This is a genomic window from Pseudomonas sp. MYb13 (assembly GCF_002980075.1).
GTDB classification, from domain to species: domain Bacteria; phylum Pseudomonadota; class Gammaproteobacteria; order Pseudomonadales; family Pseudomonadaceae; genus Aquipseudomonas; species Aquipseudomonas lurida.
Genome location: NZ_PCQI01000007.1, coordinates 107968 through 120323, shown reverse-complemented (window position 1 = coordinate 120323; position 12356 = coordinate 107968). Strand labels below are relative to the sequence as shown.

Here is a 12356-nt window from a genome sequence, read left to right as displayed (position 1 = left end):
ATCTTAGCGACGACTTCAGGCTGTCGCAATAAAAATGTACATGCATGTCGTCAATTATTGACACCTATGTACATTTACCCTAATTTCAGATCGCCAAGCCTGATGTTGCCCACGACGGAGCACCCCCTGATGTCCAGCGATCCCCTGCTGCAGCCTTACAAGATCAAGCACCTGACCCTGCGCAATCGGATCATGACCACCGCCCACGAACCGGCCTACCCGGTGGACGGCATGCCGCAGGCGTTGTATCGCGCCTACCATGTCGAACGCGCCAAGGCCGGGGTGGCGCTGACCATGACAGCCGGTTCTGCTGCGGTGTCGCGTGACAGCCCGCCCGTGTTCAACAACGTGCTGGCGTATAAAGACGAAGTGGTCGGTTGGTTGAAGGACCTGACGGATGAGTGCCACGAACATGGCGCGGCCGTGATGATCCAGCTGACACACCTGGGCCGTCGCACGCGCTGGGACAAGGCGGATTGGTTGCCGGTGGTCTCGCCGTCGCACCGTCGCGAAGCCTCACACCGCTCTTTCCCGAAGAAGATGGAAGACTGGGACATCGAGCGAATCATCAAGGACTATATCGACGCCGCCGAGCGCATGCAGGCGGCCGGCCTGGATGGTCTGGAGCTGCAAGCCTACGGGCATTTGATGGACCAGTTCTGGTCGCCGCTGACCAATGACCTCGACGGCCCGTACGGCGGTTCACTGGAAAACCGCATGCGGTTTACCTTCGATATCTTGCGCGGCATTCGCCAGCGGGTCGGTGAAGACTTCCTGCTGGGCGTGCGCTACACCGGCGACGAGGCGTTACCGGGCGGGTTCAACGCCGACGAGGGCCTGCAGGTGTCGCACATGCTCAAGGACAGCGGGCTGGTAGATTTCCTCAACGTGGTGCGTGGGCATATCGATACGGATGCAGGCCTCACCGATGTGATTCCGATCCAGGGCATGCGCAATTCACCGCACCTGGATTTCGCCGGCGAGATTCGTGCATCTACTGGCTTCCCCACCTTCCATGCGGCGAAAATCCCGGACGTTGCCACCGCGCGCTACGCCATCGCCTCGGGCAAGGTGGACATGGTCGGCATGACCCGCGCCCATATGACCGACCCGCATATCGTGCGCAAGATCATCGAGCGGCGCGAGGAGGACATTCGCCCCTGCGTCGGTGCCAATTACTGCCTGGATCGCATCTACCAGGGCGGCGCGGCTTATTGCATCCACAACCCAGCGACTGGCCGCGAGACCAGCATGCCCCACGACATTCCCAAGGCCGCGCACACGCGCAAAGTGCTGATTATCGGCACGGGCCCGGCCGGGCTGGAAGCAGCGCGCGTCGCCGGTGAGCGCGGTCACGACGTCACCGTGCTGGAAGCAGCGGACCGGCCCGGTGGCCAGATCCGCCTGACGGCGCTGAGCGAGCGGCGTCGCGAGATGATCGGCATCATCGATTGGCGTATGGCCCAGTGTGAACGCCTCGGCGTCCGGTTCCACTTCAACACCTGGGCCGAAGCCGAGACGGTGCTGGCCCATGAGCCGGATGTGGTGATCGTCGCCACCGGCGGCATGCCGCACACCGAGGTACTCACCCAGGGCAATGAGCTGGTGGTCTCGACGTGGGACATCATTTCCGGCGACGTCAAACCGGGGCGCCACGTGCTGATATTCGACGATGCGGGCGACCATGCCGCCCTGCAAGCGGCCGAGGTGATTGCACGGAGTGGCGCCACGCTCGAAATCGTCACTCCAGACCGCGCGTTCGCGCCCGAGGTCATGGCCATGAACCTGGTGCCTTACATGCGCAGCCTGCAGGACCTGGACGTGACCTTCACCGTGACGTATCGGGTCGACTCGGTGGAGAAACGCGACGGTCGGCTGCTCGCCCACTTTGGCAGTGACTACGGCAAGGTGCACAAGCAGCGGGTGGTCGACCAGGTTGTGGTCAACCACGGCACGATTCCCCTGGACGACCTGTACTTCGACCTGCGTGGGCATTCCAGCAACGGGGGCGCGGTCGAGCAGCACGATCTGATTGCCGGTAACGCGCAAAACATCGTGACCAACCCGCAGGGTCGCTTCCAACTGTTCCGGATCGGCGACGCGGTGGCCGCACGCAACACCCATGCAGCGATCTACGATGCGTTGCGGTTGGTCAAGGACCTGTAGAAGACCACTGAGAGCTGGTGAGCTTTAGCGAGGCGGCGATAGCGATGGGACAGGCGACGGAAAGGCCAGCAGTGCCGCCGCCTTCGCCGCCTCGCTGGGGCTCGACAGCGCCCACCGTTGAGCGTCGTCGTGGCTCACATCCCACCGGCAAAGCAGATCCCTGTGGGAGCCTGGATGTGGTCCGACTTCAGCCAAAAAAGCAGCTCCCATATTTGAGGCAGATCGCGTCCTTGCTTACTCAGTGCTCGTTATCGGCTCTTCAAAGGTGTCGGCCAAGGGTACAAATACACCCGGCGTGGTTTCGGCGTAGCCGAACGCCCCGTAGAAGCGGTCCAGTTCGCGCCGCTTCAGCGCTTTACCGGTGAACACGCTCACATACTGGGGAATACGCCGGAAACGCACGATCACATCCTCGGTTGTTTTCATCGAGATGTAGCCGATCTGCGTGAGGTAGATGGTCCTGGCGCGCACATCGGCGGCTTCGTCATCGTAGCCAAAGCGCCGGAACATGCCGGCCAAGGCATTGATGCGGGTGTCATCGGCCAAGGCGATTTCCGCGCTGACGTCCGCCGATTGCATGGCCCAACTGCGTACGGCGAATTCGAATTGCGAGTCGAACAGCTCCGGGTTCAGCCAGCATTCGAATACGTTGAGAATGGCTTCGGAAATGCTCTCGGCGTAGCGCTCGCACTGGTGCACCAGGTTGCCGGTGTTCTTGTCGCGCCAACGGGCCAGCAAGGCGGCAAGCAATTGCTCGCGGTCTTCATAGAACCAATAGAAGCTGGTACGTGACAAGCCCAATTGCTTGGCCAGCGGCATGACACGCACAGCGTCGATGCCGGACTCTTTCAACGCGGCGTAAGCGGCGTCCAGCCATACGTCGACTGAGCCTCGCCAGCCCGAATCCTGGGCCTTGCCTCGCGGTTTTACAGTTTGCGACATCCGGGGGTTACCTTTGGCGGGGAATTACAGGCCACTCTACACCGCAACGTGTGCAGCGCACAGGGAATGTACATCGCCGTACATTCCCTGTGCGCCCTGCTCGCCCCTTGAACACCCCGCAGGCTTAACGACCTCAAACCTGCACTAACTTGAACGATTGTGCGCTTTTACCTATCCATAAAGCAGGACCCCCAGACACGAGAACGGCTCGTGTCAGTCCTTGTGCGAGCTACGAACCCGGCCCCTCGGCGCCCTTCACATCGCTCGCCTACGACGACCTTGAGGTAAAGGCCATGGCCGCGAACACCCGTAAAGCATCGACACCCTTCGCCCCGGACGAACTCGCCAGAAACGCCAAACTGTTCTACGAAGCGGATCGATTGGAAAAAGACGCCTACGACATCATTGGCACCAGCCTGGCGACTGCCGACGCATGGCTGCGTTTCACCGAGGCAAAACGGGTGGCGGACACGAAACGCACCGAGGCGTATCAGGACCTGATGCGCATCCGGCGCAGCACGCTAGGTTCGAGGTCCGGCCAAGCGCTGTGCAATGACCGATGATGCACGCCCGCGCGCTGTCCATCTGAAAGAGTAGCCAGCCACCCAAACCCCGACTTTACTTGTCGGGATGTCGTGCGCCGCAACAATTGAACCCTGTGACAAGGGCGTCGGTCATACGGCGGCTTGGTCACTCCTCTAACTCGTCTATGGAAGCTGCAGTGAAAAACCTGACTCGTGCAGAACTGGAGGCGCAAGTCCTGCATTTGCGTGCCCTGCTGGAAGGCGCAGGCATTGACCCGTTGTCAGGCGCTGTGGGCATTGGCGCGGCGCAGCGCTGCATGGAAGAAACGCAGGCGGGCTATCACCAGGCGATGCTCGACCTGTCCAGCATGCGTATTGAGCACACCGCACTGCGCCAGAGTGAGGAACGCTTTCGCACGATCCTGGAGACGGTCGAATCGGCATTTGCCATCGTCAAGGTCAAGTTCGACGCCGATGACCAACCGATTGACTACCTGTTCGTCGAAGCCAACCCGGCCTTCGAGCACCAGGCCGGGGTCGACCTGCGCGGCAAGTGGGTCACTGAGTTCGCCCCAGACCTGGAGCAATTCTGGTTCGACACCTACGGGCACGTAGCGAAGACCGGTGAACCGGCGACCTTCGAAAACTACGCCGAAGCCTTCAAGCGTTGGTTCGATGTACGCGCCGTGCGCGTCGGCGATCCCAGTGACCGGCAGATCGCGATCATCTTCAGCGATGTCACCGAACGCCGTAACGCCGAAGAGCGCCTGCGCATCAGCGAGGCCGTGGCACGGCAAAACGTGGAGCGCGTGCAACTGGCGCTGGCTGCCGGCGCGATCATTGGCACCTGGCACTGGGACATTCCCAGCGACCGCTTCAGCATCGACGAAGCCTTCGCCCGCGCCTTTGGCGTAGACCCGGCGTGGGGCCATGAGGGCCTGAGCCTGGCGCAAGTGATGAAGTCGGTGCACCCCGAAGACCAGGCCGGGCTGACCACTGCGATCCATGCGGCGATTGCCCGTGGTGGCGCCTATGCGCACCAGTACCGCGTGCGTCGCAATGACGGTCAATATTATTGGATCGAGGCCAATGGGCGGGTTGACCTCGCCGAAGATGGCACCCCATTGACGCTGCCCGGCGTGGTCATCGACGTGGAGAGTCGCCGGTCTGTCGAGGCCGAGCGCGACCGTGCGACTGCCGCACTGCGCGCCCTGAATGAAACCCTCGAACAACGCGTGGCCGAGCGCACCGTCGAGCTGATCCAGGCCGAAGAAAAACTGCGTCAGTCGCAGAAAATGGAAGCGGTCGGCCAATTGACCGGCGGTCTCGCCCACGACTTCAACAACCTGCTGGCAGGCATCTCCGGCGCGTTGGAACTGACCGCGCTGCGCATTGCGCAAGGGCGCTGGCAGGAAGTCGACAAGTACATCACCACCGCGCAAGGCGCCGCCAAGCGTGCGGCGGCGTTGACCCACCGTTTGCTGGCGTTCTCGCGCCGCCAGACCCTGGACCCACGACCAACTGATGTGAACGTGCTGGTGGACGGCATGGGCGAGCTTATCCAACGCACGGTGGGGCCCAGCATCACGGTCGAAACCCTCGGTGTCAGCGGTGTATGGCTGACACTGGTCGACGCCAGCCAACTGGAAAACGCCTTGTTGAACCTGTGCATCAACGCTCGGGATGCCATGCCCCACGGTGGGCGTATCACCATCGAGACGGCCCCTGTGTGGGTCGATGCCGAAACCGCCAGCGCCCATGACTTGACGCCAGGGGAATACCTGACGCTGACCGTCAGCGACACCGGCACCGGCATGACGCCCGAGGTCATGGCCAAGGCGTTCGATCCGTTCTTTACCACCAAGCCCATCGGCCAGGGTACCGGGCTGGGGCTGTCGATGATCTATGGGTTCGCCAAGCAATCCGGCGGGCAGGCACGGATTGCGTCGCACGTCGGGCGCGGCACTGCCATCAGCCTCTACCTGCCGCGCTACCAAGGGCACGCCATTGAGGCTGCGCCCGAACTGGGCAGTGCCTGCGCGATCCCCGCCGAGCGCGGCGAGACCATCCTGATCGTGGACGATGAACCCAGCGTGCGCACACTGTTGATGGATGTGCTGGGCGGCCTCGACTACAGCCTGATCGAAGCGAGTGACAGTATTACCGGCCTCAAGATCCTGCGCTCTGATGTGCATATCGATCTGTTGATCACCGATGTGGGCCTGCCCGGCGGGATGAACGGTCGCCAGATGGCCGACGCGGGCCGGGAAATGCGGCCCACGCTGAAAACCCTCTTCATCACCGGCTATGCCGAAAGCACCATCATCGGCGACAACAGCCTCGGTCCGGGCATGCAGGTGTTGACCAAACCGTTTGCGATAGACACCTTGACGGCGCGGGTAAGGGAGTTGATCGAGTCGTGACTATCCGCCCTGTTTAGCTGCAGGATGAAAAGACATTTAGGTACCCTGCTCAACGCTTATCTCACCAGCAACGCCTCGTGGATCTCAATCACTGGTACCCCCGTCTCCTTGCGCGCAGTGTCCAACCAGGCTCGGGTACCGGCGATGTCGAAAATCTGCCCCTGGTCCATCAATGCAAGAATCAGCTCGTCCGAGATGCGATAACGCCCGCAGTCCGGACAGTCTCGTTCTTCCCACGGGCCGTTGCACATCACGCGATCAGCAGCTGCCACACAGATCAGGCAATTCATCTCGATCACCCTTTTATTGGTGTAAACGGTTTGGCCCAGGCGATTCGAGACTGCCTGGGCCACCGCGCATCACTTGCTGTCGTCCGCCTTGCCTTCTTGCATCTGCACAGACGACTGGGTTCCACTGGTGTTGTCTTTGGTGGTGTTATCGGCGCTGTCAAAGCATCCATGCAGCATGAATACACTGCACAACCCCAGGCACATCCATAACGTTTTCATGATCGTTCACCTGCTGACGATAGTGTTCATTGCGCGATCCAGAGACAAGACGAAAAGGAATTTTCGTCAGCGCATGGTTTATCTGGCCAAGGGAACCCACCGGACGTTCAAGAAATCCGCTTCAAGGCTGACCAGCGGTATGAGGAGGCTCACACGCGGATCGCATTGGGATTTTGCCTGTGCTTGATGAGGAGGTGATTCACTGTGCACGCCTGACAGCAGGGCAAGCGCATTCCAATTATTGCATCGCTTCAAACTCGCGGTGACGGGGCGCACCGCTCACCTGAATGGAACGATACGGCGCCAGGGGCTCTCTATTCAAAAGACCGCCAACAGCCGGAATGAACGCAGCGCGTTTGCCGGAGAATCAATGCGGATACGTCCGCCCCTCATCCATATAAGGCCAGCCATCATGTCCTATGATTATCAGGGTATCGCCAGTGTCATCACTGCATCTCGCCACCTGGGAACACGCTCGGATGAATGCCTTAACGACTCGGTAAACATCCAACTGACCAGCAGCGGCAAGCCGACGATTGCGCGTTTGAATTTCGACACGCCACTTCAGTGGCCCGCCCACCCCAACTTTGTCGCGGTCAACCTGCCGGACGGTTCATCGGTAGGTGGGGTGATCGCCGAAATTGAAAAATCGACCGAGGGTCCTGGCTGGGTAACGTTTACCGTAGATGACTGACGCTTCAAGCCGGCTTGCCGCTGCTCGACACCTGACCGCGACCTCTTGGAGCCCCTTCTTCGGGGCTCTTTTTATTCCCCTCTGCGCGGCAAGCGCTGGGGCCATCAAGCATAGTCAAGCGGAGCTGTCTTCGTCAGCCTAAAACCCGTGTTTTGACAGCAAAAACACCTGTAAAAAAATATTTCACGCAGGCCCAAACCGCTTTCTACACTCACCTTAAAGGCCCCTGTTTAGCTTGCTCCAGACACCCAGGCAGGATCGCGCCCGCCCCACATAATCAGTAGTTTTTTCGCAACAGAGGACGAGGCTCATGCCATCAAGCAAAGGGGTTTCACAGCTGATTTGTGTGTTGTGGTCGAGGCGCAGGCTGCGCGTCCTCTCGGATGAGGAAGCACGCTTGGTCGAGCACTTTCGCGCACTGTCAGAAGCTGATCGCGTGGCCATGCGCTATTTGACCTGCGCCTTCAAGGAGATGTACCGATTTTGACAGGCGCATGTTTACTCACCGCCACGCGGACGATTGACGCCAGCGTGGCGAAGACCTCCTTCGCAGGTCGTCTGATTTGACCCACTCGGCAAGACCCATCCCACACCCCTGCACAGTATTACTGACAGACTTTTCCGAAAAACCCAACGGTCATGAAAAATGACAAGCCAATTCGTACGATAAACGCTATGTCCTTAGGTGTCTGGGCAAGAAGCCCATCGTTTTATCCACCTCATAAAGGACGAGGCTCATGCCAACCACCCCATTTACACCCTCACTGCGTACCGCCTCCACTACCTGCCTGCGCCCCCGCCAGCTCAATCGAGAGGAGGAGCGCCTGGTCCGCCACTACCGCTCATTGTCAATCGAGGATCGAAGTGCCGTACGTTGCCTGCTGTTCGCGGTATTCGCGAGTACGTCGAACGCCATCACCAGCAGGAATTAACGCCGAGACAAAGCTGGCGCAGGTTCAGCCACGCGCTGGACCTGTTATCGCAGCAGGGTGCCCGCAGCTCGCTGGCGCAGTCGTGCAAGGCGTCGCTGCGGATATCACAACGCTGAGTTTCAACAAGCTCGCCTGGGAAAACCTCAAGGTACGTGAGCCAAGCATGACGAAGATTCCGCACCGATGGCCACAGCCGCAACACGACACCCGCTTAAAATAAACATATACGCGAGCCACCTTAAACCATTAAACGTCTTTACTCCTGGCGATTAATTCCAGGACAGGCACTACTTTGATAGCCTTACTTTCCAACACTACAACTGCCGACCGCGCCGCCCCACGAGAAAAACATGAATAAAACGCAATAAACTAAACCTCGAGATGCCCATGTTTATTCAACGTACGATGCCAGGCACTTGCTGCGCTCTCTCAACCCCACTTACGACGAAACAGGTCTAATACTGCGCACCATGAACGACCGTCAATTAAACGAGCTGTTTACTGCATGACCCCTCAGGCACCCACCGCACTTAAACAATATCAAGATGACACCAATACACATTAGTGCGTAAAACAGATACAGATAACCAACGACAACTTTTTTCCACTACCACCTTTCGAATACTCAAGAACTTTCCTACTCTAATTAGAGAGACAACCCTCAACTCAACCAGAACTTTATGTACAAGGATAAATGCCATGGGATGGCGGCCTGCCAGTCAAGCGAATTGCCCAGAATCAAACCCAAACCACGACAAGATTTTCGAGTCGTTTCAACTCGGTGCCGCCGAACTCGGTTATGAATATTGCTCCATCCTCCTGCTGTCGAGCGATACGCCATCCGCCCCCCCACTGTTCTCGAAGAGCAGCTTTCCGGACATTTGGAACCAGCACTTCAGGCAGCACTACGACTACCAAAACAATCCCGTCGTCAGTCATTGCAAGACGTCTGTCTTGCCGATGCTTTGGTCATGGTCACTCTTCAACCCATTGCCCAGGCTGTGGGAGGATCTTTGCCTGTTTGGACTGCAGCATGGCTTCTCTCAAGCAGTGCATGACCCTCATGGCCTCACCGGCATCTTCTGTTTCGCCCGCAAATTGCCGGCGATCCATCCCGAGGATTTTTACGAAAAAGCGGGGTTGATGCTGTGGTTGACCCATAAAATCCATGCCCTGCTTGCCGAGAGCCTGTTCGTTGCCCCCCCGTTGGTCAGCTTGACCGCCAAGGAACTTGAAGTGCTGCGATGGACCGCAGAAGGCAAGACTGCTGAAGAAATTGCCATCATCCTGTCGCTCACCGCACGCACTGTCGGTTTTCATATGCACAGGATCATGTGCAAACTCGGGGTCCGAAACAAAACGGCGGCGGTCATACAGGCCACTAGGCGAAAGCTGCTCTGAAAACCACCTGAGTCATGCCTGCGATTCCGCAAAGGCTACGACAGCGGCAGCTTCTCAGGCGTATGCCGCAGAGCGGCGGTCACCGAAGAAAAAAAACACCAACGGTGTGCATCCGTTTTGCTGCCCTGCGCGTACATTCATTACCCTCATCCGGAGGGCAGAAGAACCCAGGAGATGCATCATGCAAACCTTTCTTCAACGAATCGCAGCAGCGGCCTGCTTCGCCGCCGTTTGTGTCACTGCCACCACCAGTTTTGCCGCCGATACCGTGATGGTCGGGGGGGCCGCGATGTACCCCAGCAAGACCATTGTGGAAAACGCGGTGAATTCAAAAGACCACACCACGCTCGTTGCAGCAGTCAAGGCAGCCGGACTGGTGGACACGCTGAACAGCAAAGGCCCGTTCACTGTGTTTGCTCCGACCAACGAAGCCTTTGCAAAATTGCCGGCCGGCACGGTCGATACACTGGTGAAACCCGAGCACAAGGCCGACCTGACGAAAATCCTGACCTATCATGTGGTACCGGGCACGCATACGTCGGCACAACTGATGGCCGAGGCCAAGAAGAACGGCGGCACGCTCATGTTGAAAACGGTTCAAGGTGAGTCGCTGACGATCAAATTGCATGAGGGCAAACTCTGGGTGATCGACGCAAAAGGCGGCAAGACCGGTATCAGCATTGCCGATGTGATGCAGTCCAACGGGGTCATCCATGTGGTCGACGCGGTGCTGATGCCGTAATGCGCGCCTCTCCCGGCAAACCAGGTGCGCCGGGAGAGGCCGTTGCCCACTATGCCTTTGCTCTATCCTGGGCATAGAAAAAACAACATCATAATGATGGCACTGTCTGATACCTTGTCGTGGGATCACAAGTACTCTGAGGATTATCATGGGCAAAGGCGCACCTATTCCGCCGAATGAAATTGAACGGCTAAAAGAGGTCGCGAAATTTTGTCCAACTGACAGCGATCACGATGATGTCTTCGATAAAATCGTTGAGATGGTCTCTGCTCATTACAACGCTCCGATAGCACTGATTTCCATCGTCGATGTACACCGGCAATGGTTCAAGGCGGGCGTGGGGCTCAACGATACCCAGACGCCTAGAGAGGTCTCTTTTTGCGCCTACTCGACGTTGGACAACACCCAGTTGGAGGTGTTGGACGCCACGCTCGATACGCGCTTTGACGACAACCCGTTGGTCACGGGGCCGCCGTATATTCGTTATTACGCAGGCGCCCCACTGATCACGGAAGATGGTTTTACCCTGGGAAGTCTCTGCATCATTGACACCGTCTCCCGCCCCGCGATGAGCCCGCGTGATAGTGCAATGCTCAACGGCTTCGCCGAGTTGGTGATGAAGCGCATACAGGGCGTGCGGTCGCGCAACTTTGTAGACCAACCCACAGGGCTATTCAATCGACTCAGGCTTGAGGAGGATATACGTCAAGCATTGAAGCTCAAACACGCGTGCCATGTGTACGCAGTCGATATTATCTCGCCAAAGTTTCTCAATGATATTGTAAAGGCCCTCGGTTATAGCTTTGCGGGGGACTTGATTCTGGCGATCAAATCGCGCTTGCAATCATTACTGCCCGCCCAGTGTTTACTTTATAAAATAAGCCCGACGCGATTTGGCTTCCTCCTTGAAGAGGATCAAACGACCGAGCCGGTCTGCGAACGTATTCTCAATGACTTCAAAAAGCCGGTTGAATGCCACGGCATCCCCATCCTCATGCAAGTGGGGATTGGTGTCCTGCCTATCCATGATTCCGGCCAGCAGGATTGGCTCCGACTGGTGGTGAGCGCGGCGGATGAGGCGCGTGACCGCAAGCTCGGATGGTCGCTCTATGAGCCCCATTTTGACGCCGCTCAACAACGTGCCTTTAGGCTCTTGAGTTCGTTGCCAGAGGCGGTCAACTCTAATGAGCAGTTCAGCCTGGTCTATCAACCCAAAATCAAACTGCCCTCAGGAGAGTGTCATTCGGTAGAAGCGTTGATACGTTGGACTCATCCATTGCTCGGCACCGTCAGTCCTGCCGAATTTATTCCATTGGCTGAAAAGACGGCGCTGATACCCTCCGTTGGCTTATGGGTACTCAACGCGATTATCCAGCAAGCCCTTGTTTGGAGAGCACAAGGCTTGCGTTTGCGGATCGCGATGAACATTACCGTCAGTGATCTGGAAAGCCCCGACTTCGTAGACGCGATGATTCATGAAATTCAGCACTACGGCCTGGACCCGGCCGGCTTTGAACTTGAATTTACCGAAAGCATGCTGATGACCCACCCTGAAGAAGTAATCCGGCAACTTGAGCGTGTTCGTCAGATGGGCATAGAGGTTGCCGTTGACGATTTCGGCACGGGCTACAGTAATTGGGCATATTTGAAAGAGCTCCCCGCCAACACCGTCAAGATTGACCAGTCCCTGATCAGCGGGCTGGGCACCAACCAAAATGACAAGCAGCTGGTTAAAACCCTCATCGGCCTGGCCAAGGGGCTCGGCTACCGAGTCGTCGCCGAAGGCGTAGAAAGCAAAGAAATCCTGGACCTTTTAATCGCGTGGGGGTGTTCTGAAGCCCAGGGCTACTTAATTGCAAAGCCTATGAACCCCACGGATCTGCAGGCCTGGATGGGACAAGGGAGCCAAGGCGAAGGGTTGGCATGATCCTGGAGAATGCATGCCTTGAATCATTTGTAGGATGCGTCGTTCGCCCATCGTCACCTGCCGGTCGCCAGCGGCAACATCGCGACCCGCCGCATC

The 12356-nt window shown here is 58.1% G+C and carries 10 protein-coding genes; 7 read left to right on the top strand and 3 right to left on the bottom strand.

Going from position 1 to position 12356, the window contains the following annotated elements; genetic code table 11:
• The first annotated feature begins 129 nt into the window (after positions 1–129).
• Positions 130–2166: an NADH:flavin oxidoreductase gene (locus CQ002_RS15180; protein WP_105161974.1), complete on the top strand. Its 2037-nt coding sequence runs from the start codon at positions 130–132 to the stop codon at positions 2164–2166.
• Between the two features lie 234 nt (positions 2167–2400).
• Here CQ002_RS15180 and CQ002_RS15175 read toward each other — a convergent pair whose 3' ends face one another.
• Positions 2401–3108, bottom strand: a complete 708-nt coding sequence (locus tag CQ002_RS15175; RefSeq protein ID WP_069023009.1) for a TetR/AcrR family transcriptional regulator — start codon at positions 3106–3108, stop codon at positions 2401–2403.
• 293 nt (positions 3109–3401) lie between these two features.
• Between CQ002_RS15175 and CQ002_RS15170 the strand changes: the two genes are divergently transcribed.
• Both CQ002_RS15170 and CQ002_RS15165 read left to right on the top strand, forming a co-directional pair.
• Positions 3402–3671: a hypothetical protein gene (locus CQ002_RS15170; RefSeq protein WP_105161973.1), complete on the top strand. Its 270-nt coding sequence runs from the start codon at positions 3402–3404 to the stop codon at positions 3669–3671.
• A gap of 278 nt (positions 3672–3949) precedes the next feature.
• The gene (locus CQ002_RS15165; RefSeq protein WP_234010476.1) at positions 3950–6055 is read left to right on the top strand and encodes an ATP-binding protein; all 2106 of its coding nucleotides are present in this window, start codon (positions 3950–3952) and stop codon (positions 6053–6055) included.
• Positions 6056–6111: 56 nt separating this feature from the next.
• Here CQ002_RS15165 and CQ002_RS15160 read toward each other — a convergent pair whose 3' ends face one another.
• Both CQ002_RS15160 and CQ002_RS28330 read right to left on the bottom strand, forming a co-directional pair.
• Positions 6112–6345, bottom strand: a complete 234-nt coding sequence (locus CQ002_RS15160; protein ID WP_105163118.1) for a hypothetical protein — start codon at positions 6343–6345, stop codon at positions 6112–6114.
• A gap of 69 nt (positions 6346–6414) precedes the next feature.
• The gene (locus tag CQ002_RS28330) at positions 6415–6564 is read right to left on the bottom strand and encodes a hypothetical protein (protein WP_164403648.1); all 150 of its coding nucleotides are present in this window, start codon (positions 6562–6564) and stop codon (positions 6415–6417) included.
• A 412-nt stretch (positions 6565–6976) separates the two neighbouring features.
• On the opposite strand from CQ002_RS28330, the gene CQ002_RS15155 reads away from it, so the two are divergent.
• The 4 genes from CQ002_RS15155 to CQ002_RS15140 all read left to right on the top strand — a co-directional run bounded on the left by CQ002_RS15155 (position 6977) and on the right by CQ002_RS15140 (position 12260).
• Positions 6977–7258 (top strand): hypothetical protein, encoded by a 282-nt coding sequence (locus CQ002_RS15155; protein ID WP_034103773.1) that lies wholly within the window; start codon positions 6977–6979, stop codon positions 7256–7258.
• Positions 7259–8889: 1631 nt separating this feature from the next.
• Positions 8890–9591, top strand: a complete 702-nt coding sequence (locus CQ002_RS15150) for an autoinducer binding domain-containing protein (protein ID WP_098466228.1) — start codon at positions 8890–8892, stop codon at positions 9589–9591.
• A gap of 181 nt (positions 9592–9772) precedes the next feature.
• Positions 9773–10333, top strand: a complete 561-nt coding sequence (locus CQ002_RS15145) for a fasciclin domain-containing protein (protein WP_034103771.1) — start codon at positions 9773–9775, stop codon at positions 10331–10333.
• A gap of 148 nt (positions 10334–10481) precedes the next feature.
• On the top strand, positions 10482–12260 hold the full coding sequence (locus CQ002_RS15140) for an EAL domain-containing protein (protein ID WP_098466226.1): 1779 nt from the start codon (positions 10482–10484) through the stop codon (positions 12258–12260).
• Positions 12261–12356: the final 96 nt, after the last annotated feature.

Coding starts and splice junctions, on each gene's coding strand:
- CQ002_RS15165 (WP_234010476.1), top strand. CDS start 3,950: ATGGAAGAAACGCAGGCGGGCTATCACCAGGCGATGCTCGACCTGTCC.
- CQ002_RS15160 (WP_105163118.1), bottom strand. CDS start 6,345: ATGAATTGCCTGATCTGTGTGGCAGCTGCTGATCGCGTGATGTGCAAC.
- CQ002_RS15175 (WP_069023009.1), bottom strand. CDS start 3,108: ATGTCGCAAACTGTAAAACCGCGAGGCAAGGCCCAGGATTCGGGCTGG.
- CQ002_RS15155 (WP_034103773.1), top strand. CDS start 6,977: ATGTCCTATGATTATCAGGGTATCGCCAGTGTCATCACTGCATCTCGC.
- CQ002_RS15150 (WP_098466228.1), top strand. CDS start 8,890: ATGGGATGGCGGCCTGCCAGTCAAGCGAATTGCCCAGAATCAAACCCA.
- CQ002_RS15145 (WP_034103771.1), top strand. CDS start 9,773: ATGCAAACCTTTCTTCAACGAATCGCAGCAGCGGCCTGCTTCGCCGCC.
- CQ002_RS15170 (WP_105161973.1), top strand. CDS start 3,402: ATGGCCGCGAACACCCGTAAAGCATCGACACCCTTCGCCCCGGACGAA.
- CQ002_RS28330 (WP_164403648.1), bottom strand. CDS start 6,564: ATGAAAACGTTATGGATGTGCCTGGGGTTGTGCAGTGTATTCATGCTG.
- CQ002_RS15180 (WP_105161974.1), top strand. CDS start 130: ATGTCCAGCGATCCCCTGCTGCAGCCTTACAAGATCAAGCACCTGACC.
- CQ002_RS15140 (WP_098466226.1), top strand. CDS start 10,482: ATGGGCAAAGGCGCACCTATTCCGCCGAATGAAATTGAACGGCTAAAA.